General features: G+C 60.9%; 21 protein-coding genes and 1 tRNA gene. 11 read left to right on the plus strand and 11 right to left on the minus strand.

Translation table 11 applies throughout. The features are described 5' to 3' along the window. Positions 1-96: 96 nt before the first annotated feature. On the plus strand, positions 97-741 hold the full coding sequence (locus FHT77_RS11855; protein ID WP_183755223.1) for a ThuA domain-containing protein: 645 nt from the start codon (positions 97-99) through the stop codon (positions 739-741). Here FHT77_RS11855 and FHT77_RS11860 read toward each other — a convergent pair whose 3' ends face one another. Both FHT77_RS11860 and FHT77_RS11865 read right to left on the minus strand, forming a co-directional pair. Then, positions 742-2370 carry a phosphoethanolamine transferase gene (locus tag FHT77_RS11860; RefSeq protein ID WP_183755224.1) on the minus strand — a complete coding sequence of 543 codons (1629 nt, stop codon included), beginning with the start codon at positions 2368-2370 and terminating at the stop codon, positions 742-744. Positions 2371-2503: 133 nt separating this feature from the next. Continuing rightward, on the minus strand, positions 2504-3532 hold the full coding sequence (locus FHT77_RS11865; protein ID WP_183755225.1) for a LacI family DNA-binding transcriptional regulator: 1029 nt from the start codon (positions 3530-3532) through the stop codon (positions 2504-2506). A 145-nt stretch (positions 3533-3677) separates the two neighbouring features. Between FHT77_RS11865 and FHT77_RS11870 the strand changes: the two genes are divergently transcribed. From FHT77_RS11870 to FHT77_RS11885, 4 genes are read left to right on the plus strand one after another with little or no spacing between them, the layout of a single operon-like run. Continuing rightward, positions 3678-4766 (plus strand): fatty acid desaturase family protein, encoded by a 1089-nt coding sequence (locus tag FHT77_RS11870; protein WP_183755226.1) that lies wholly within the window; start codon positions 3678-3680, stop codon positions 4764-4766. A 33-nt stretch (positions 4767-4799) separates the two neighbouring features. Beyond that, positions 4800-5114: a MocE family 2Fe-2S type ferredoxin gene (locus tag FHT77_RS11875; RefSeq protein WP_016556536.1), complete on the plus strand. Its 315-nt coding sequence runs from the start codon at positions 4800-4802 to the stop codon at positions 5112-5114. 10 nt (positions 5115-5124) lie between these two features. Then, positions 5125-6351, plus strand: a complete 1227-nt coding sequence (locus FHT77_RS11880) for an NAD(P)/FAD-dependent oxidoreductase (protein ID WP_183755227.1) — start codon at positions 5125-5127, stop codon at positions 6349-6351. A gap of 29 nt (positions 6352-6380) precedes the next feature. Continuing rightward, the gene (locus FHT77_RS11885; protein WP_183755228.1) at positions 6381-7178 is read left to right on the plus strand and encodes a 3-methyl-2-oxobutanoate hydroxymethyltransferase; all 798 of its coding nucleotides are present in this window, start codon (positions 6381-6383) and stop codon (positions 7176-7178) included. Positions 7179-7207: 29 nt separating this feature from the next. On the opposite strand, the gene FHT77_RS11890 is transcribed toward FHT77_RS11885, so the two are convergent. The 4 genes from FHT77_RS11890 to FHT77_RS11905 all read right to left on the minus strand — a co-directional run bounded on the left by FHT77_RS11890 (position 7208) and on the right by FHT77_RS11905 (position 9421). After that, positions 7208-7630 carry a hypothetical protein gene (locus FHT77_RS11890; protein WP_183755229.1) on the minus strand — a complete coding sequence of 141 codons (423 nt, stop codon included), beginning with the start codon at positions 7628-7630 and terminating at the stop codon, positions 7208-7210. A gap of 16 nt (positions 7631-7646) precedes the next feature. Further along, entirely contained in the window at positions 7647-7961 is a 315-nt protein-coding gene (locus FHT77_RS11895) for a hypothetical protein (RefSeq protein WP_183755230.1), read from the minus strand. A 147-nt stretch (positions 7962-8108) separates the two neighbouring features. After that, positions 8109-8185, minus strand: a tRNA-Arg gene (locus FHT77_RS11900). A 72-nt stretch (positions 8186-8257) separates the two neighbouring features. Further along, positions 8258-9421, minus strand: coding sequence for a M20 aminoacylase family protein (locus FHT77_RS11905; RefSeq protein WP_183755231.1), 1164 nt, complete (start codon positions 9419-9421; stop codon positions 8258-8260). Positions 9422-9578: 157 nt separating this feature from the next. On the opposite strand from FHT77_RS11905, the gene FHT77_RS11910 reads away from it, so the two are divergent. Beyond that, on the plus strand, positions 9579-10706 hold the full coding sequence (locus FHT77_RS11910; protein WP_183755232.1) for a D-alanyl-D-alanine carboxypeptidase family protein: 1128 nt from the start codon (positions 9579-9581) through the stop codon (positions 10704-10706). 12 nt (positions 10707-10718) lie between these two features. Continuing rightward, complete coding sequence (locus FHT77_RS11915; protein WP_183755233.1) at positions 10719-11870, plus strand: CobW family GTP-binding protein; 1152 nt, start codon at positions 10719-10721, stop codon at positions 11868-11870. A gap of 1 nt (position 11871) precedes the next feature. Here FHT77_RS11915 and FHT77_RS11920 read toward each other — a convergent pair whose 3' ends face one another. The 5 genes from FHT77_RS11920 to FHT77_RS11940 form a co-directional block, all read right to left on the minus strand. After that, a complete protein-coding gene (locus tag FHT77_RS11920; RefSeq protein ID WP_183755234.1) occupies positions 11872-12096 on the minus strand; it encodes a sulfurtransferase TusA family protein in 225 nt (74 codons plus the stop codon). Between the two features lie 4 nt (positions 12097-12100). Continuing rightward, on the minus strand, positions 12101-13324 hold the full coding sequence (locus FHT77_RS11925; protein ID WP_183755235.1) for a murein L,D-transpeptidase family protein: 1224 nt from the start codon (positions 13322-13324) through the stop codon (positions 12101-12103). A gap of 190 nt (positions 13325-13514) precedes the next feature. Continuing rightward, on the minus strand, positions 13515-14468 hold the full coding sequence (locus tag FHT77_RS11930; RefSeq protein ID WP_016556464.1) for an acetyl-CoA carboxylase carboxyltransferase subunit alpha: 954 nt from the start codon (positions 14466-14468) through the stop codon (positions 13515-13517). A gap of 63 nt (positions 14469-14531) precedes the next feature. Continuing rightward, positions 14532-15485 carry a site-specific tyrosine recombinase XerD gene (gene xerD / locus FHT77_RS11935; RefSeq protein ID WP_183755236.1) on the minus strand — a complete coding sequence of 318 codons (954 nt, stop codon included), beginning with the start codon at positions 15483-15485 and terminating at the stop codon, positions 14532-14534. Positions 15486-15489: 4 nt separating this feature from the next. Continuing rightward, positions 15490-15666, minus strand: a complete 177-nt coding sequence (locus FHT77_RS11940; RefSeq protein ID WP_183755237.1) for a hypothetical protein — start codon at positions 15664-15666, stop codon at positions 15490-15492. Between the two features lie 146 nt (positions 15667-15812). Between FHT77_RS11940 and FHT77_RS11945 the strand changes: the two genes are divergently transcribed. From FHT77_RS11945 to FHT77_RS11960, 4 genes are all read left to right on the plus strand, one after another. Continuing rightward, positions 15813-16403: a shikimate kinase gene (locus FHT77_RS11945; protein ID WP_183755238.1), complete on the plus strand. Its 591-nt coding sequence runs from the start codon at positions 15813-15815 to the stop codon at positions 16401-16403. Then, positions 16400-17530: a 3-dehydroquinate synthase gene (gene aroB / locus FHT77_RS11950; protein ID WP_183755239.1), complete on the plus strand. Its 1131-nt coding sequence runs from the start codon at positions 16400-16402 to the stop codon at positions 17528-17530. The genes FHT77_RS11945 and aroB overlap by 4 nt, the downstream gene beginning before the upstream one ends. Further along, complete coding sequence (locus tag FHT77_RS11955; RefSeq protein WP_183755240.1) at positions 17527-18837, plus strand: HlyC/CorC family transporter; 1311 nt, start codon at positions 17527-17529, stop codon at positions 18835-18837. The genes aroB and FHT77_RS11955 overlap by 4 nt, the downstream gene beginning before the upstream one ends. A gap of 67 nt (positions 18838-18904) precedes the next feature. Then, positions 18905-19384: a DUF2938 domain-containing protein gene (locus FHT77_RS11960; protein ID WP_183755241.1), complete on the plus strand. Its 480-nt coding sequence runs from the start codon at positions 18905-18907 to the stop codon at positions 19382-19384. The last annotated feature ends 11 nt before the right edge of the window (positions 19385-19395 follow it).

Below are 19395 nucleotides of genomic sequence, written 5' to 3' on the forward strand. Positions count from 1 at the left end.
GGCACTGGCTTGTGTCGCTGCTCCTGTCGTAAAGGGTAAAGATAGGGCCACCTGTTTCAATGCCGTGGCTTGATGCGTTTGCAAATGGAGGCGGGTATGCGCAAAGCGATTATCGTATGGGGCGGCTGGAGCGGTCATGAACCTGAAGCCTGTGCGCACCGTGTCGGCGAGCTGTTGCGAGAGGATGGTTTTGCCGTCGAGGTGACCGCCGACGTGGGCATATTTGGCTCAGCCGCGATCGCGAAGGCCGATCTGCTTGTGCCCGTTATTACCGGCGAGAAGCTCGAGAAGGCGCATGCCGATGGCTTGGTGGAGGCCGTGCGTGGTGGCGTCGGCCTCGGCGGACATCACGGGGCGCTTGCGACCTCGTTCAAGGAGAGTGCGCCGTTCCGTTATGTCTCCGGCGTTACCTGGGTCGCCCATCCCGGCAACATCATCGACTTTCGCGTCAACGTGACGCGCCAGCACGACCCGGTGATGGAAGGTATTCCCGATTTCGATTACCGGTCAGAGCAATATTATCTTCACTATGATCCGTCGGTCGATATTCTGGCGACGACGAGCTTTTCCGGGGAGTATGATGCGACCGCCCGCAACGTCACGATGCCGGTCGCCTTCAAGCGCCACTTCGGCGCGGGACGCGTGTTCTATACGGCACTTGGCCATGTCGCGAGCGAGTTCGATCACCCTTACATGCGCCTCATTCTTCGCCGCGGTCTTTCGTGGGCGGCGCGCTCCTAGCTAGGAGGTGCGGCCTGTCCTGCATCCAGCAAAGACGTCGAGCTTCGCGTTATAGGCGGATGTCGAGACATTCATCATCCCGAGCACGCTGTGGAACAGGTTGTCGTGGGATGTGGGCTGTGCAGCCGACTGGCCAAGACATGTCTTGTCGAGCGCCATCGAAGCCGTGAAATCGGGATCGAGCCAGACGAGGAACGGAACGTGTGTCTGCTCCTCGGGAGCAAGGATGTAGGGTGTGCCGTGAAGGTAGAGACCCTTTTCGCCGAGCGACTCGCCGTGATCCGACATGTAGATCAATCCGCTGGCGATCTTGTCGCTGCGGGCCTTGAGCCTGTCGATGACAGTGGAAAGGAAATGGTCGGTGTAGAGGATCGAGTTGTCATAGGCATTGACGATCTCATCGTCCTTGCACTTCCCCAGCTCGGCCGTCTCGCACTCAGGCATAAACCTCCGGAATTCCTTTGGATAGCGCAGATAGTAGGCTGGCCCATGGCTGCCGATCTGATGCAGCACAAGCACGCTATCCTTCGTCACGCCGTTCAGCCATGCGTCCAGTTTGTCGAAAAAGATGCCATCCTGGCATTCACGGTTCTTGCAGAAACGTGGGTCGGTCGAATTCGCGAGGTTGACGAAGTTGATGCGCGCGGCCGCGCCCTTGCTGCCGGTGTTGTTGTCGAACCAGGCCACATCGATCCCGGCGTGGGCGAGGACATCCATCAAGCCCTCATTCTCCATACCCTTCGTGTGGGTGAAGTTCGCGCGCGTGAACTGCGAGAACATGCAAGGGATCGACGTAGCCGTCGCAGTGCCACAGCTCGTCGTCTGCGGGAAGTAGGTAACGCCCTGCTTCCGAAGCTCGGGGTTGGTGTCGCGACGGTAACCGCCGAGCGAAAAGTTCATCGCCCTTGCCGTCTCTCCAGCAACGATGATCGTCACGCGCGGCTTGTGGGCGTCCATGACTGGAACGACTTTGGCGTCGGTGCCGAGCGGCTTGACGATAAGCCGCGCTTCCTTGCGCGCCTGGATGAAGTATCGTGTGGTGCTAACGATCGGGGTGACAGGGTTCAGGCTCTTAACGATATCGCGGTGCTGCCGGATTGCCGCGGTGTATTCCTTGGCGTAGACGCCCGCGACGGCGCCGAATATCAGGAGGCAGCCGACGATCGTCACACTGTTCCACCAGAGCTTCTGCAGCACCGGGCGGTGAACCACCCTGACCCACAGGATCAACGCGATCGGGATGACAGCGAACAGAAGGACATGCCAAAGGAAATCCGGCGTGATCAGGTGATTTGCTTCGGCAGGTGTGGTTTCCATCGCGTTTCGGATCATGTCCGAATCGACAATCACGCCGAAGGAGTCGGTAAACCACGCGGCAAGCGAAGCCGCGAGAACGAGGAAGATCAGGACCGGTTTGATGACGTACTTTGCCGAGAAGGCCGTGGCAAAGGCCACGAACAGAACAGATACCGCGAGGTAGAGGGCGGCGACCGCGATCGGTGTCGCGCCGAGGTAAGCGTGAACCTTTCCCCAGAAAGTCCGGTTGGTGAACAGGACGAGATAGAGCGCCGTGATGGCGGACAGCGAAATGCTGCCAATTTGTGGCCTATAAGGCGACTGTCGTTTCAAGAGGCGGGGGCCTTCGGTGTCTGGTTGTTCGCACGGGCGAACTTCAGTCCACCGCAGCAGTTGCTTACTATCTGTCATAAAACTGACGCATACCTGAAAGGGGCCGAGCGCAGTCGAAATTGGTTGAGAGCAGCTAAATATTCTCTGAAGTGTAGATGTGGAACGGCAGAAACGACTGTCCGGGGACAGCGTCGCCTTCTGATCCGATGGATGCCGTCATCAAGGTGACCAGTTCGCTGCATAGGCTTTTGACGGGCGTGGCTATGGCCATGGTCACAACATCATCGGCGAGGGCCGAGTGCGAATCCGGCGTCAGTTCGTTGACGACGACGACGAGCTTGCCTGCGAGGCCCTCCTCGCGCACAGCAGAGATCGCGCCTTCCATTCCGCCACCGCAGACGTAGAATCCGACCAGATCCGGATGTTCCTTGAGGAGATTGACGGTGGCCTCATGGGTTATCTCGGGCGTTTCGAGATTGATCAGAGTCTCGAGAACTTCGAACTCAGGAGCGTTCTCGCGGAAATACGAGCGGAAGCCGATCTCGCGCAACTCGTGTCCGTGGTAGCGGTGGCTGCCGACGAAACAGACGACCTTTCCTGGCCGCTTGGCGGCCTTTGCGATCATCCAGGCGGCTGTGCGACCGACCTTTCGATTGTTCAATCCGACGTAGCCCTGCCGCACGCCGCTTGCGAGATCGGACAGGATCGAGAAGGTCGGGATTCCCCTGGCCTTTAACGCTTCCACTTCGGCGGCGACGGCAGGATAGTCGGGGCCGACCAAGGCGATGGCCTGGTTGCGGCTGGCAAGAAGCTTCAAGGTTTCGATGATCGCGGCCGGCGTCGATGCCGTCGCATATTCGACCTGAGCGGTGATGCGAGACGTTGTGTGGGCATGCGCGGCATGTTCGATTTCGCGGGCGAGCGTCTGATAGAAGGATTGCGTCGGGCGCTGCAAAAGAAAGCCCAGCCGATGGTGCGGGAGATCCTGGAAAACGCGCTGTCTGAGCAGGCCGACCGCATGGTAGCCGATTGAGGCAGCTGCGTTATAGACCCTTCGCGCCGTCTCCTCACGAACGCGATGACGACCGTTCAGCACGCGATCGACTGTTGCTACGCTGACGCCGGAGGCATCCGCCAGATCCTGGATCGTTGGTCGCTTCACCGCTGGTCCTTTGCAAGAATCCATCATTGTGATGTGTCTCAATGATAGGTTTTGATAGAATACATCAAGGCTGCATTGTCGCTTGGTGAAAGTCAACATATTCTCGTCTGCACAGGCCGGGAGGAATGACATGCGGGAGGTTGCGATGGCGGATCAGACGAGGAAGCGGGACTATAGCCTGCTCGGCGAAAGCGGCCGGAAGGCTGTCGATATGGGCCTGGCGGCCGCCGAGTGGTATCACACCGAGGTTCCGCGCAAGGAGATGAAGGCGCTGATGCAGCGCTCCGACGCGCCGGCCATTCGCGACACGATCATTTGGCTCGGTGCGATGATTCTACTTGCCGGGCTTGGCGTCTATTTCTGGGGCTCCTGGCTCTGTGTGCCCTTTTTCCTTGCCTATGGAGTGCTTTACGGTTCGGCATCCGATAGCCGCTGGCATGAGTGCGGTCACGGCACAGCTTTCAAAACGCGGTGGATGAACGATGCGGTCTATCAGATCGCCTGCTTCATGATCATGCGCAATCCGGTGACCTGGCGCTGGAGCCATACGCGCCATCACACCGATACGGTGATCGTTGGCCGGGATCCCGAAATTGCCGTGATGCGCCCGCCGGATCTGCTGCGGCTGATCCTCAATTTCTTCGGCATTCTCGATGTCTGGCATGCCATGGTGGACATGCTGCGCAATGCCTTCGGCGTCATCAGTGCGGAAGAGAAAACCTTCATCCCCGAGATGGAGCAGCCGCGCGCCATCTTCATCGCCCGCATCTGGCTCGCCATCTATGTCGTGGCGATTGCCGCCGCTATTGCGATGGGGTCTGTCCTGCCGCTGGTGTTGATCGGTCTGCCGCGGCTCTATGGGGCGTGGCATCACGTATTGACCGGCCTGCTGCAGCACGGTGGCCTCGCTGACAATGTCATCGACCATCGTCTGAACAGCCGCACCGTCCATATGAATCCGATCAGCCGGTTCATCTACTGGAACATGAACTACCACGTCGAGCATCACATGTTCCCGATGGTGCCCTATCATGCGTTGCCGCGCCTGCATGCCATGATCAAGCACGACCTGCCCGCGGCAGACCCGTCGATGTGGTCAGGCTATCGAGAGATGATCCCGGCGTTCCTGCGCCAGCTGCGCAACGAAGACTATTTCCTCAAGCGTGAGCTGCCAACTACAGCGCGGCCTTATCGCGAGGAGTTCCACGCCGAGCTTGCGCCGGCCGCCCAATAGAGCAGCACCAAACATGAAGCATGGGAGGACAGGATGAGCGGAAATTGGATCGAGGTCTGTGCGGTCGAGGACATCGACGAGGAAGATGTCATGCGGTTCGATCATCAGGGCAGAACGTTTGCCGTCTACCGCAGTCCGGATGACGAGTTCTTCGCAACAGACGGGCTCTGCACCCACGAGCAGGTCCATTTGGCCGATGGCCTCGTCATGGACGAGATCATCGAGTGTCCCAAGCACAATGGCCGCTTCAACTACAAGACGGGGCAGGCCAAGGGAGCGCCGGTCTGCGTCAACCTCGCTACCTACCCCGTGAAGGTCGAAGACGGCGCTGTCTTCATTTCCATCTGAGGAGGCCGTCATGACCCATTTCGTCATCGTCGGGGCCGGGGAATGCGGCGCACGCGCGGCGTTTGCCCTGCGCGAAAAAGGGTTTGACGGCGAGATCACGCTGATTGGAAGCGAATCTCTTGCCCCCTATGAGCGACCGCCGCTTTCCAAGGCGGTCGATGGAGGGGCCGCGGGCCCGAAGTTTATCGCCGAGCCGGAGAGATATGCGGCGAGCGCCATCCGCCTGCTGACCGGCGTGACGGTAGAGGACGTTGATCCCGAGGCAAAGGCGGTTACGCTTTCCGATGGCCGCTCCGTCACTTATGACAAGCTTCTATTCGCGACCGGCGCTCGCGCGCGGGCATTTCCCGGGATTGCCGAGAATAGCAAGCACATCCGCGCGCTCCGCACCCATGCGGACGCGGAAGCTCTTCGCAAAGCGATGATGCCCGGAAAGCATATCGTGATCATCGGCGGCGGCTTTATCGGTCTCGAGCTTGCCGCGACGGCGCGCGCGCGCGGAACCGAGGTGACGGTTCTCGAAGGCTTGGAGCGCGTGCTGAAGCGCGGGGTGCCGGAGGAGGTCGCAGGCGCGATCTGCGAGCGGCATCTGCTTGAAGGCGTGGATATCCGCTGCGGGGTGGCGATTACTGCGATGGCCGAGGAGGGTAGCACGGCGATCATCCACCTCGCCGATAGCGGCACGATCAGCGCGGATCTCGTGCTCGTCGGGATTGGCGCCACGCCGAATACGGAGCTTGCGGCGCGCGCCGGTCTCCAGATCGACAATGGCATTGCCGTCGACGAATTTCTGCGCAGCTCGGCGCCCGATGTCTACGCAGCCGGCGACTGCTGTTCCTTCCCGCTGGCGATCTATGGCGGCCGCCGCGTACGGCTCGAATCCTGGCGGAATGCGCAGGAGCAGGGGGCTCTGGCCGCCGCCAATATGATGGGGCTCGGCGAAGCCGTGTCCGCCGTTCCCTGGTTCTGGTCCGACCAATATGACGTAACGCTGCAGATTGCCGGCCTGGCGGAGGGTGCCGTCCAGCACTTGCGCCGGGACCTCGGCGACGGCGCCTTCATTCTCTTTCATCTCGATCAGGCCGGCCGGCTGCTGGCAGCGAGCGGCATCGGTCGCGGCAACATCGTCGCCCGCGATATTCGGCTTGCCGAGATGCTGATCGCGGCGCGCGCGCATCCGGATCCGGCCGCGCTGGTCGCAAGCAGCGTCAAACTGAAATCTCTCCTGGCCGCCTGACGGGCGGTGGCATTCTCAAGGTATTGGTGATGGGCAAACAAATCAGACCGACTGTGCATGATCTCCTGTCGATGAAGGGCAAGCGGCAGCTCAGCATGCTGCGCGTCGTGTCACTCGAGGAGGCCGAGGCCGCCGAGGCGGCCGGCATCGACCTGATTTCCGTCCCGCCAGAACTCCTCTTCGATCCGCGATTTCGTGATGCCGCCCCCGGGCGCTTTGCGATTCCCGGCGGCGAATACGGCCAGAGCGGTGCGACCACGGATGAGATCCTGCGCTCCGCCGTGAAAATGCGGGCGGCCTCCGCCGATGCCGTCTATTGTGCAGCCAGCCTGCAGACGATCCGGCGGTTGCGCGACGAGTATATTCCGGTCTGCGGACACACAGGGCTCATTCCATCGCATTCCACCTGGACGGGCGGCTTTCGCGCCGTGGGCAAGACGGCGCAATCCGCCGCTTTCGTCTATAGGCAGGTGAAGGATCTGGAGGCCGCCGGTGCGTTCAGCGCCGAGATCGAGGTCGTGCCGGCCGAGGTGGCGGCGGCGATTTCGGAGCGCACCTCGATGCTGATGATCTCGATGGGCGCCGGCAGCGGCTGCGACGCGCATTACCTCTTCTCCGAGGATCTGCTCGGCCTCAACCGCGGGCACTATCCGCGCCACGCCAAGGTCTATCGCAATCTTGCAGCCGAATACGACCGCATCCAGGCGGAACGGATCGCGGCATTCCGCGAATACGCCGCCGACATTGCCGGCGGCGCGTATCCGGAGGAGCGGCATCGGGTGCCTGTCGATACCGACGAACTGGCCGCGTTTCTGTCTGGACTCTGAGCCGTCGGGTGTCGGGCGCTCCCGTCAGCTCATTGCCAGACCACCTGGTCGGCGAAGTCGGGGTCGGCCTTGACCTTCTCGGCCGCCGCGCAGGCTTCCGACGGATCGTCGGACAGCGCTGCCAGTTCACCGCCGACGAGAATGCCATAGATCACCAGGATGTGCTTGTCGTGATAGTCCTTCTGGGCATCGCTCATCTTGGCGGCGTCGGCCGGCGCAAGCGCCTCGAAGGCCTTTCCCATTTTTGCACCGTCGAGCGTAAATCCCAGGCAGACGTCGGCGATCGCCGTCTGGTAGGCGACAAGTTGAAGTTTGGTCTGCTGTTCCTGCGTCAGCGCGCGTTCCAGCAGGTCGATCGCGTGCAAGCGAACGAAGCCGCTGGTCGGGGTTTCGGCAAAGGAGGGCGACGCGGCTCCCAGGCATGCGGCGAGTGCTGCTACCAGTCGTCTCATCTCGGTTTCCTCGCAGTCAGAATAGCCGGTTGGTCCAGGTCGGCAGAAAATCGCCGTCGGGATTGAAGCAGGCGCCCTGCCTTGGATAGCAAATGACGTCGCGGGCGGGACTGAAGGGCGCGCTGCGCGGCGGATAGGGCGGTGGCGGAGGAATGTACTGGTTTTGATGTACATGATCATGCGAGGCGGCTGAAGCGGCAATGCCGCCTAGCAGCAGGCCCCCGACCAGGGCGGCAGTATCATCGGAATGCCAGCTGCGCGCCGAACTGGATGCCGGCAATGCGGTCGCTACAAGAGAGCATAGAAGCAACGTCATCGAAATTCGAAGCATGGAACGTCCCCCGGGAAACAATGACGCCGTGCAATCTATGTCGCTAATGCAATCGAGGCAAGAATTGTGTGGGGAAGGAATGTCAATCGAGAGATGATAGCGACAGCTGGCGCGAAGCGCCAAAACCTCGTCTACTAGCGAAAACAGTGGCGATCCCGACGCGATTCGAACGCGTGACCCCCAGATTAGGAATCTGGTGCTCTATCCTGCTGAGCTACGGGACCACTTGAGCGTCATGCATACAAAAGGCTTGGCCGGAAGCCAAGCTCTTTTGCATATCTAGGATGAAGTGAATTTCAGTCGCCGAGGCGCTGTTCGGCGAGCCGCACCCAGTAGGAAATGCCGTGGGCGATGGTTTCGTCGTTGAAATCGTAGGCGGGGTTGTGCAGGCCCGCCGTGTCGCCATTGCCGATGAAGATGAAGGCGCCGGGGCGGGCGTTCAGCATGTAGGAGAAATCCTCGCCGCCCATCAGCGGGTCGATTTCGGCGTTGACGTTGCCCGCGCCGGCAATCTCGCCAGCGATGCGGACGGCGTGTCCGGTTTCCGTCGCGTGGTTGTAGGTGACCGGGTAGTTCCGGTTGAAATTGATATCAACTTCGGCACCGTGGGCGGCAACGAGGCCGTTGATGATCTCTTTCAATCGGGTTTCGGCAAGGTTGCGCACCTCTTCGTCGAGTGTGCGCACCGTGCCGGCGATCGTTGCGTCGTTCGGGATGACGTTGTGCGCGAAGCCGGCGTTGAACTTGGTGACCGAAACGACGATCGAGCGCAGCGGGTCGACATTGCGGGAGGCTATGAGCTGCAGGTTGTTGACGACCTGGGCGCCGATAGTGATCGGATCGATCGTGCGGTGCGGTTGTGCGGCATGGCCGCCGCGGCCCTTGATGGTGATGGTGAATTCGTCGGTGGCCGCCATGATCGCGCCGCTGCGGATGGCGAAGTGCCCGACCGGAAGGCCCGGAAGATTGTGCATTCCGTAGACTTCTTCGATGCCGAAGCGCTCCATCATGCCGTCCTTGACCATCAGGTTGCCGCCGCCGCCGCCCTCTTCGGCCGGCTGGAAGATGACGGCGATATTGCCGTTGAAGTTGCGCGTTTCGGCCAGATATTTCGCCGCGCCGAGCAGCATGGCGGTGTGGCCATCATGGCCGCAGGCGTGCATCTTGCCTGGCGTGGTCGAAGCCCATGGCTTGCCGCTGATTTCCGTCAGCGGCAAGGCGTCCATGTCGGCGCGCAGGCCGATCGTGCGGCTGCCTTCACCCTTGCCCTTGATCAGGCCCACGACGCCCGTTCTGCCGAGGCCGGTGACGATCTCGTCGACGCCAAATTCCTTGAGTTTTTCCGCAACGAAGGCGGCGGTGTTCTCGACGGCGAAGAGAAGTTCGGGACGCGCGTGGATATGCCGGCGCCACTCTGTCACCTCGTCCTGAAGTTCGGCGGCTCTGTTCAAAATCGGCATGTCAGCTTCCTGTCGTGAAATCGAAACGGGGACGGAACCGGGTCGCGGGGACACGATGCCGCAGAAATAACTTAATCAAGGCCCTTTGCCATGTCATCGCCATATACGTTAAATAGGGGAAACTTTCGAGACTTCCGGACATCTTTAAGGACGAACCGTGTCGACGCGCCAGAATCGCTTGCTTGCCGCCTTGCGGCCGCTTTCAATCGCAGCTTCCGCAGCCGCCATCGCTCTCTCGGCCACAGCGCAGGCTTATGCGAACCCACACATCCTGGTCGATGTGCAAAGCGGCCGCGTGCTGGAGCATGACGAGGCTTTCCGCAAGTGGTATCCGGCGTCACTGACCAAACTGATGACGGTCTACACGGTCTTCGATGCGGTTCGCGCCGGCCAGATCAACCTCGATACCCCCATCGTGATGAGCAAGCGGGCGGCGGCCCAGCCGCCGGCGAAGATGTATTTCAAACCGGGACAGAAGCTGACGCTCGATAGCGCGTTGAAGATCCTGATGGTCAAGTCGGCAAATGACATCGCGGTTGCGGTTGCCGAGGCCGTTGGCGGCACGCAGGAAGCCTTCGTGCTGAAGATGAATGCCGAGGCGGCGAAGCTTGGCATGAACGATTCGCATTTCGTCAATCCGAATGGTCTGCCCGGCAAGGGCCAGTACACGACGGCACGCGATCTTGCGGTTCTTTCCGTCGCGCTGCGCCGTGACTTCCCGCAATATGCCGGATACTTCTCGCTCGAGGGCATCACGACCGGCACGAAGAACGTACCGAGCATCAACGTCCTGATTGGACGCTTCGCCGGCGCCGACGGCATGAAGACGGGCTTCATCTGTGCTTCGGGGTTCAATCAGATTGCTTCGGCGACCCGCAACGGCCGTACCTTAATCTCCGTCGTGCTCGGCACCGATAGTCTGGCTGCTCGCGCGGATGCGTCCGCCGACTTGCTGCAGAAGGGCTTCACCTCGCAGTTTTCCGCGCCCGATACGCTCACTTCCTTGCAACCCTACGGGCCGGGCCAGGACCAGGTCACGGATATCACCGCCGATATCTGCAGCGCCAAGGGCGCCAAGGTCCGCAGTGAAACGCGCGATGAAGTCGGTCGCATGAAGGTTCAGTCGCCCTATATCCAGGAAATGGACCACGAGCCGAACTTCGTCTTTGCCGGTCTCATTCCGGGTCAGAACGAGCCGCAGCCCGACAAGCTGGCAACCGCCGAGACCGCAGGAACGATTGCCAACGTGCCGGTGCCGCTGCCGCGTCCCGCCACCTCCTTCTAAGGTCAATTCGCGATGAGCGCAGCTTCCAATCGCATTCCGGTCACCATCCTGACCGGCTTTCTTGGTGCCGGCAAATCGACGCTGCTGAACCGCATCCTCAAGGATCCGGCGATGAAAGACGCTGCCGTCATCATCAACGAGTTCGGCGATGTCGGCATCGATCATCTGCTGGTGGAAAGCTCCGGCGACGCGATCATCGAACTGTCGGATGGCTGCCTTTGCTGCACCGTGCGCGGTGAGCTGGTCGATACGCTCGCCAACCTGATGGATGCGGTGCAGACCGGCCGCGTCAAGCCGGTGAAGCGCGTCGTCATTGAGACCACAGGGCTGGCAGATCCGGCACCGGTCATGCAGGCGATCATGGGCAACCCTGTTATCGCCACGAATTTCGATCTCGATGGCATCGTAACGGTGGTCGATGCGGTCAACGGTTCGCAGACCCTCGATAATCACGAGGAGGCGGTGAAGCAGGCCGCGGTTGCCGATCGGCTGGTTCTCTCGAAGCGGGCTATGGCGTCGCCGGAAGGATTGCTTGCGTTAGAAAAGCGCCTTTATGCGCTCAATCCGCGCGCGGCACTGATGGATGCCGATAGCGTCGAGGCTGGCCAGGCAAGCCTTCTCGTCAACGGCCTCTATGATCCTGCCAGCAAGATTGCCGACGTTGGTCGCTGGCTGCGGGACGAAGATGCCCACGCGCACCACCATGATCACCATCATCACGGGGCAGGCGGACACCACCACAATCATGGGCACGATCATCAGGACCCGCATGACGTGAACCGTCATGACGCTTCGATCCGATCCTTCTCGATCGTCGAGGACAAGCCGATCGACCCGATGGCGCTTGACATGTTCATCGATCTCTTGCGGTCGGCGCACGGCGAAAAACTACTGCGGATGAAGGCGATCGTCGCTGTATCAGACCGCCCGGATCGGCCACTGGTGCTTCACGGGGTGCAGAGCATCTTCCATCCGCCGTCGCGGCTGCCGGCCTGGCCGGACCCTCAGGACCGGCGTACGCGCATGGTGCTGATCACCAAGAATCTGCCGGAGGCCTTCGTCAAGGATCTGTTCGATGCGTTTCTTGGCAAACCGCGCATCGATACGCCGGATCGAACGGCGCTGAACGACAATCCGCTGGCCGTGCCGGGTATGCGGTTCTGAGCTATCCCTTGCGGATGAGGAAGCGGTGGCCGACTTCGGTCTTTTCCGCCTCGATCAGCTGGTGGCCGTCTTCGTTGCAGAAGTGGGGAATGTCGATACCGGCGAGCGGATCCGTGGTTTCGACCTGGATCAATGCGCCGCTCGGCAGCGAGGACATCTTGCGGCGGGTCTTCAGCACCGGTAGCGGGCATTTCAGCCCGCGCAGATCGTAGAGAATGGCGCTCACGCCATCAGTCCTTGCCCCAGAACTTCCAGAACGGCTTCTTCGAGGCGACTTCGACAGGCTCAGGCTGTTCCACCGGCGCGAAGGCGAGCGGGCTCGGCGTCGGGACTGGAACCTGGGCCGGAACAGCGGCAGCGACGGCAATCGCCTTTGCTTCCGACGTTGCTGGCGCCGCGCCCGGTGCCGCGTTCGCGGCGACCGTGGATGCGGTCTTGCTCGCCATCATCTCTTCCAGATCCGCGACCTTCACCATCTTGCCGGCTTCGAGCGACGTGCCCGTTGGTGCGTAGGCCAATTCGCGACCCTTCCTAAGCTTTGCGACCACGGCCTTGCGTTCGGCTTCGCTCGGGTCGTACCAAGCCATGCCGTCGTATTTCTTTACGGCCTTGGCGTAGTCGGCATCATAGGTCTTGCCGTAGGAGGCAAGGGCAGCGGTCAGTGCCGGCGGCGTCGACATCGCCGGGCACGCGCCGGCTGGACTGAAGGTGCCATTGCCGGTTGCCTGCTGGTTGAAGACGTACTTCTTCTCGCAGACGTTCACTTCTGGAGGACGCTTGGTGACCTCGAAGTTGTCGTAGCCGACCTTCAGCATGTTCCAGAATTCGATGTTCGAGTTCAGACGATGCCGGACCATGTTTTCCGCCGTCATGCGGAAGGGGAAGGCTTGAAGCTGCACTGTCGACTGGCCGCCGGAAAAGGCGTCACGGGCGAAGGCGTAGATCTCGAGCACCTGCTGGTCGGTCATCGAGTAGCAGCCCGACGACGAGCAGGCGCCATGGATCATTAGATTGGTGCCGCTGCGGCCATTGATAGCGTCGTAGCGGTTCGGAAAGCCGGTATTGATCGCCAGATAGTACTTCGAATTCGGATTCAGGTTGGCGCGCGTCAGCTCGTAGAAGCCTTCCGGCGCCTGCCGGTCACCCTCTTTCACCTTCGGGCCGAGGCGACCGGACCAGGCGCAGATCTTGTAGTCGGCGATCTTGTCGAAGCGATTGTCGGTCTTCGCCTTCCAGATCTCCAGCGCGCCTTCTTCCTTGAAGATGCGGATCATGATCGGCGAATTGCGCTGCATCCCCTTGGCCGACATTTCGGACAGGATCTTCGGCGGGAGCGGCTGCTCCACCTTGTTCTTGACCTTCGAAAGATCGACCTGGGCGGTTTCCAATGCATCGTTGCAGCCGGCCAGAGCCAGCGCCATCAGGGAAACATATGCAAAATGACGAATGCGCATTCAAAATAGCCCATCAACAGTATGCAACCCGGCCTCAACGAGCGCGGAGCGAATCATAGGCTGACTATGGTTCACAAACTCTTAGCAGCCTATGAAGCGCGCTCGCGTCCCCCGCAAGTAGGAATGTTACTGATAACATTATTGTGGCCAAGGTTTGGCCTCATTCACAGGGCAGCCGCGCGCTTGTGCACTACAAATTGCGGCCCATGTTGAGAAACTTCTGCCGGCGATCGTTGCGGAGCTGCTCGCCGGTGCGGTTGGAAAGCTCACCAAGCGCGTTGGCAATGACGTCGCCGGTCGCGGCAATGACGCTGTCCGGATCGCGGTGCGCGCCGCCGAGCGGCTCGCTGATGATGCCGTCGATGATGCCGAGCGCCTTCAGGTCGTCGGACGTGATCTTCATGTTGGTGGCGGCTTCGCGGGCACGGGCGGAATCGCGCCAGAGGATCGAGGCTGCACCTTCCGGCGAAATGACGCTGTAGATCGCGTGCTCGAGCATGTAAACGCGGTTGCCGGTGGCGATCGCGATGGCGCCGCCCGAGCCGCCTTCGCCGATGACGACAGAGACGATCGGCACCTTCACTGAAAGACACATCTCGGTCGAACGGGCAATGGCCTCCGCCTGGCCGCGTTCCTCGGCGCCGACGCCCGGATAGGCGCCTGCCGTATCGACGAGGGTGATGACGGGGAGACCGAAGCGATCTGCCATCTCGAGCACACGGATTGCCTTGCGGTAACCCTCCGGTCGGGCGCTGCCGAAATTGTGCTTCAGGCGGCTCTTGGTGTCATTGCCCTTTTCCTGGCCGAGAACGGCGACAGGCTGGCCGCGGAAACGGGCAAGGCCTGCCTGGATCGCAGCATCCTCGGAAAACTTTCGGTCGCCGGCAAGCGGTGTGAATTCCTGAAACAGCGTCTTGGCGTAATCGACGAAATGCGGTCGCTGCGGATGGCGCGCAACCTGCGTCTTCTGCCAGGCGTTGAGCTTCGAATAGATATCGACCATCGCCTCGCGAACGCGAACTTCGAGCCTGCCGATTTCATCTGACGTGTCGATGCTCTCGTCTTCGGTCGCGAGCTTCTTCAGTTCGATGATCTTGCCTTCGAGGTCGGAGATCGGCTTTTCGAAGTCGAGATAGTTGTGCATGAGGTGCGTTTCCGTTCCTTTTGCCGGGGCTGCTATTTCTAAGCGCGCCCTTTGTTGCCGGTCCTATTCCTGCTTTTTGGCCTGTTTGGCAAGGGGGTGGTGCGTTTGGACCAGTTGTTGAAGCCGTTCCTCCAACACATGCGTATAAATTTGCGTGGTTGAAATGTCTGAGTGACCGAGCAGTTCCTGAACGACGCGAAGATCCGCGCCATTGGCGAGAAGATGACTTGCGAATGCATGCCGCATGACGTGCGGCGAGATCATAGATGGGGTGAGACCTGCCCGGATCGCAAGATTTTTCAAGTCTCGCGCAAAGACCTGACGCGGCAGATAGCCTTCCTTGGAAGCTGCGGGGAACAGCCAGGGACTTTCCTGCGGCACTTTGGCGGCGGCGTTCTCGGTTGCAAGCATCCTGCCGTAGAGCTTCATTGCAACGATCGCCGACTGCGACAGCGGCACAAGCCGTTCCTTGTTGCCCTTACCACGGATCATCAGGAAGCGTCCGTCCTGGTCGAGTACGCGGGCAGGGAGCGATACGAGTTCGCTGACGCGCATCCCGGTTGCGTAGAGCAGTTCGAGAAGGGCCAGCATCCGAAGCCGCTGAAGCTGGCCGGGCGCTGGATCCTGCGCCTCGGTTTCCGCCTGCTCCAGCAGTCGGCCGACCTCCTCGACCCCCATTGTCTTCGGCAGCGCGCGGCCCTTCTTCGGCGCGTCGAGAATGCCGGTCGGATCGTCGGTGCGTAAACCCTCGGCATAGAGGAACTTGTAGAACTGGCGCATCGCCGCCAGTCGTCGCGCCTGGGAAGAGGGCTTGAACCCTTGGGCGCCGAGCGAGGAGAGATAGGCCGAAAGGTCCGCCGATGCCGCCTCCAGCAGCCGCACGCCCTTGCCGTTCAGGAAGCTGTGCAGATCGTCGAGGTCGCGCTCATAGGACAAAAGCGTATTAACCGCAGCACCCCGCTCAGCGCTCATCATTTCCAGAAAGGCTTCGACGTGAGCCCAGCCGAGATCCTTCATGGTCTCACTTCTTGGACGGGTTGATGGCGCCGGTGGCGGGCGGATTGACCCGCTCGGACGGAAGGCGGATCGTCACGTCGCGCTCCTGCGGCTCGACAAAAACAACCAATGCCCACATCGTTCCGTATATCGCACCGGCGATGATCGCCAATATGGCGAGAAAACGGAACAAACTCGGCATTCAGCAACTCCATGGCTCTGCTTCTTTATGAAGAAGCATGTTTGCAAGTGCAAGAAGCTGCATTTGGACCACGTTTCCCTTGCGCGCGACTTGACGCTCCACCTGCATTTGTCGATACCGTTCGAAAACAAAGTGTGAATGGACCAATGAGCGACCCAGTTCTGACCGTTGCCGAAAGCTTGAAAGACAGGGCTCGCGCTGCGCTTGGTTCTCGCAACCTGATCCTGGTCGGACTGATGGGCGCGGGCAAATCTTCTGTCGGACGGATCGTTGCACATCAGCTTGGCATTCCTTTCGTCGACAGCGATGCCGAGATCGAGAAGGTCTCGCGCATGTCGATCACCGAGCTCTTTGCCGCTTACGGGGAAGAAGAATTTCGCGCGCTCGAAACCCGCGTCATGAAGCGTCTTCTGAAGAACGGGCCGCGCGTTGTTTCCACCGGTGGCGGCGCCTTCATCAACGACCGGACGCGCAAGCATATCAAGAAGGGTGGTATTTCCGTCTGGCTGAAGGCGGATCTTGAGGTTCTCTGGGAGCGCGTCTGCAAGCGCGATACTCGGCCGCTGCTCAAGACAGAGAACCCTAAGCAGACCCTCGAGAACCTGATGAACGCGCGCTATCCGATCTACGAACTCGCCGACCTCACTGTCCTCTCGCGCGATGTGCGCAAGGAACTCATGGCAGAAGAGGTGCTCCAAGCCGTGATCGACGCCCGAACCGAAAGTGCAGCCAGATGAATGCGATTGCCCCTGCCTCCGAACGCAAGGTCCATGTGCCGCTCGGCGAGCGTGCTTATGACATTCTGATCGGCCCCGGCCTGATCGCCCGCGCCGGTGCGGAGATCGCGTCGCGCCTCAAAGGCCGCAAGGCGGCAGTCGTCACCGACGAGCACGTGGCCCCGCTCTATTTGGATGCGCTGGTGCAAAGCCTCGAAGCAGCGGGCATCGCTTCGGCAACGCTTGTGCTGCCGGCAGGCGAGAAGACCAAGAGCTTCGAACACCTGATGACGGTTTGCGACAAGGTCCTTGAAGCGCGGATCGAGCGCAACGATTACGTGATTGCACTCGGCGGTGGCGTCATTGGCGATCTCACCGGCTTTGCTGCCGGCATCGTGCGCCGCGGCGTGCGTTTCGTGCAGGTGCCGACCTCGTTGCTGTCGCAGGTCGACTCCTCGGTCGGCGGCAAGACCGGCATCAACAGCCGCCACGGCAAAAACCTGATCGGCGTCTTCCACCAGCCTGACTTGGTGCTGGCCGATACCGACGTCTTGAATTCACTGAGCGCTCGGGAATTTCGCGCCGGCTATGCCGAGGTCGCGAAGTACGGCCTGATCGACAAGCCTGATTTTTTCGCGTGGCTGGAAGGCAACTGGCAAGCGGTTTTTGCCGGGGGTGCGGCTCGGATCGAGGCGATCGCCACGAGTTGTCAGGCGAAGGCAGATGTCGTCGTTGCCGACGAGCGCGAGACCGGACAGCGCGCGCTTCTCAATCTCGGCCACACCTTCGGCCACGCATTGGAGGCGGCAACCGCCTATGATAGCGCGCGCCTCGTCCATGGCGAAGGCGTTTCGATCGGCATGGTCCTGGCGCACGAATTCTCGGCGCGCATGAACCTCGCAAGCCCGGATGACGCCCGCCGCGTCGAATCCCACCTGAAGGCCGTCGGCCTGCCGACCCGCATGTCGGAAATTCCGGGCGCGCTGCCGCCGGCCGAAGTCTTGATGGATGCGATCGCCCAAGACAAGAAGGTGAAGGGCGGCAAGCTGACCTTCATCCTGACGCGCGGCATCGGGCAGTCCTTTGTCGCCAATGATGTTCCCGCCTCGGAAGTGCTGAGCTTCCTCAAGGAGAAACACCCGCAATGACCCTCGAAGGCACGCTGGCATTTCTTTCCGTATACTGGCCGGAAATTGTCTCCATCGTGGCCCTCGTCCTCATGTCTGCGTTCTTTTCAGGTTCGGAAACGGCGCTGACTGCGGTGTCCCGCAGCCGCATTCACACACTCGAGGCCAATGGCGAGGAACGCGCAGGGATTGTGCGTCAGTTGATCGAGCGCCGCGACCGGCTGATCGGCGCGCTACTGATAGGCAACAACGTTGCCAACATCCTGTCCTCGTCGCTCGCGACCAGTCTGTTTCTGGGGCTGTTCGGTAACTCGGGCGTTGCGCTCGCAACGCTTGCGATGACCGTGATCCTAGTCATATTCGCCGAAGTATTGCCAAAGAGCTGGGCGATTTCGATGCCAGAGCGCTTTGCGCTGAACACGGCTCGCGCGGTCAAACTGTTCGTGGCCGTGGTCGGCCCGGTGGCATCCTTCGTGAGTGTGATCGTGCGCTGGATCCTCTCGGTCTTCGGGATCAATCTTTCTCGTGACACCTCCATGTTTTCCGCGCACGAAGAACTGCGTGGCGCCGTCGACCTTCTGCACCGGGAGGGATCGGTCGTGAAGGCGGACCGCGACCGGTTGGGAGGCGTCCTTGATCTCGGCGAACTGGAACTCTCCGATATCATGGTGCACCGCATGGCGATGCGGGCGATCAATGCCGACGATCCACCCGAGGTCGTCGTGCGAACGATCCTTGAAAGCCCGTTCACCCGCATGCCGCTCTGGCGTGGGTCAACGGACAACATCATCGGCGTCGTGCACTCCAAGGATCTGCTGCGCGCGCTTGCCGAGCGTGATGCGGAGCCAGAGCATCTTGATATCAGCAAGATCGCCCAGAAGCCGTGGTTCGTGCCTGACAGCACGAACCTGGAAGCGCAGCTGAATGCATTCCTGCGCCGCAAGCAGCATTTCGCGGTCGTCGTCGACGAGTATGGCGAGGTGCAGGGCATCGTGACGCTCGAGGACATCCTTGAGGAGATTGTCGGCGACATCGCCGACGAACACGACATTGATATCCAGGGGGTACGTCAGGAGGCGGATGGCTCGATCGTGGTTGACGGCAACGTCCCCATCCGCGATCTCAACCGCGCGCTCGACTGGCATCTGCCGGATGAGGAGGCGACGACGATTGCTGGCCTCGTCATCCACGAGTCGATGACGATCCCGGAGGAGCGGCAGGCCTTCACCTTCCACGACAAGCGCTTCATCGTGATGAAGCGCGAAAAGAACCGCATCACCAAACTTCGAATCCGGCCGGCAGAGGAAAACGAAGCAGGTCCGGCCTGAGGCGAGCATCAACTCTTGTTTGCGGCGGAGAGGAGTCCGTCGCCGACATCATTATTATGGATTTGATATGTTTGATATTTTCTGGCGGGCCATCGCCATCGGCGTCGGGGCGACGGTCCTCATGGACATCTGGGCAATTGTTCTTGCGAAAGCCACGGGGGGGCCACTGCCGAACTGGGCACCGGTGGGGCGCTGGTTCTGGCACCTGAAGGACGGCAAGGTCTTCCACGGAGATATCGGCACGGCCGCTCCTTATAAGCACGAGCTCGCGCTCGGCTGGATCGGCCACTATGCGGTCGGCATTCTTTACGGAATCCTGCTTGTGCTGCTTACGGGCCCGGCCTGGCTCGCAGCGCCGACGTTTCTACCGGCGTGGATCTGGGCGATTGTCACCGTTGGTGCCGGCTGGTTCCTGCTGCAACCGGGCCTCGGCATCGGTTGGGCCGCGTCTAAGACGCCAAACCCGAACAAGGTGCGTTTCCTGAACCTAGTCTCGCACACGGTATTCGGCATCGGTCTTTACGCGACGGCTCTTCTGATCCGCTGAAAAGGAACGAT

The sequence above is a fragment of the Rhizobium sp. BK181 genome, from assembly GCF_014193305.1.
Lineage (GTDB): Bacteria > Pseudomonadota > Alphaproteobacteria > Rhizobiales > Rhizobiaceae > Rhizobium.

Excerpts from the sequence above, each read along its gene's own strand:
- FHT77_RS11855 (WP_183755223.1), top strand. The coding sequence starts at position 97 with ATGCGCAAAGCGATTATCGTATGGGGCGGCTGGAGCGGTCATGAACCT.
- FHT77_RS11880 (WP_183755227.1), top strand. The coding sequence starts at position 5,125 with ATGACCCATTTCGTCATCGTCGGGGCCGGGGAATGCGGCGCACGCGCG.
- FHT77_RS11885 (WP_183755228.1), top strand. The coding sequence starts at position 6,381 with ATGGGCAAACAAATCAGACCGACTGTGCATGATCTCCTGTCGATGAAG.
- xerD (WP_183755236.1), bottom strand. The coding sequence starts at position 15,485 with ATGAAGGATCTCGGCTGGGCTCACGTCGAAGCCTTTCTGGAAATGATG.
- FHT77_RS11925 (WP_183755235.1), bottom strand. The coding sequence starts at position 13,324 with ATGCGCATTCGTCATTTTGCATATGTTTCCCTGATGGCGCTGGCTCTG.
- FHT77_RS11890 (WP_183755229.1), bottom strand. The coding sequence starts at position 7,630 with ATGAGACGACTGGTAGCAGCACTCGCCGCATGCCTGGGAGCCGCGTCG.
- FHT77_RS11870 (WP_183755226.1), top strand. The coding sequence starts at position 3,678 with ATGGCGGATCAGACGAGGAAGCGGGACTATAGCCTGCTCGGCGAAAGC.
- FHT77_RS11940 (WP_183755237.1), bottom strand. The coding sequence starts at position 15,666 with ATGCCGAGTTTGTTCCGTTTTCTCGCCATATTGGCGATCATCGCCGGT.
- FHT77_RS11960 (WP_183755241.1), top strand. The coding sequence starts at position 18,905 with ATGTTTGATATTTTCTGGCGGGCCATCGCCATCGGCGTCGGGGCGACG.
- FHT77_RS11875 (WP_016556536.1), top strand. The coding sequence starts at position 4,800 with ATGAGCGGAAATTGGATCGAGGTCTGTGCGGTCGAGGACATCGACGAG.
- FHT77_RS11905 (WP_183755231.1), bottom strand. The coding sequence starts at position 9,421 with ATGCCGATTTTGAACAGAGCCGCCGAACTTCAGGACGAGGTGACAGAG.
- FHT77_RS11895 (WP_183755230.1), bottom strand. The coding sequence starts at position 7,961 with ATGCTTCGAATTTCGATGACGTTGCTTCTATGCTCTCTTGTAGCGACC.
- FHT77_RS11955 (WP_183755240.1), top strand. The coding sequence starts at position 17,527 with ATGACCCTCGAAGGCACGCTGGCATTTCTTTCCGTATACTGGCCGGAA.
- FHT77_RS11915 (WP_183755233.1), top strand. The coding sequence starts at position 10,719 with ATGAGCGCAGCTTCCAATCGCATTCCGGTCACCATCCTGACCGGCTTT.
- FHT77_RS11945 (WP_183755238.1), top strand. The coding sequence starts at position 15,813 with ATGAGCGACCCAGTTCTGACCGTTGCCGAAAGCTTGAAAGACAGGGCT.
- aroB (WP_183755239.1), top strand. The coding sequence starts at position 16,400 with ATGAATGCGATTGCCCCTGCCTCCGAACGCAAGGTCCATGTGCCGCTC.
- FHT77_RS11930 (WP_016556464.1), bottom strand. The coding sequence starts at position 14,468 with ATGCACAACTATCTCGACTTCGAAAAGCCGATCTCCGACCTCGAAGGC.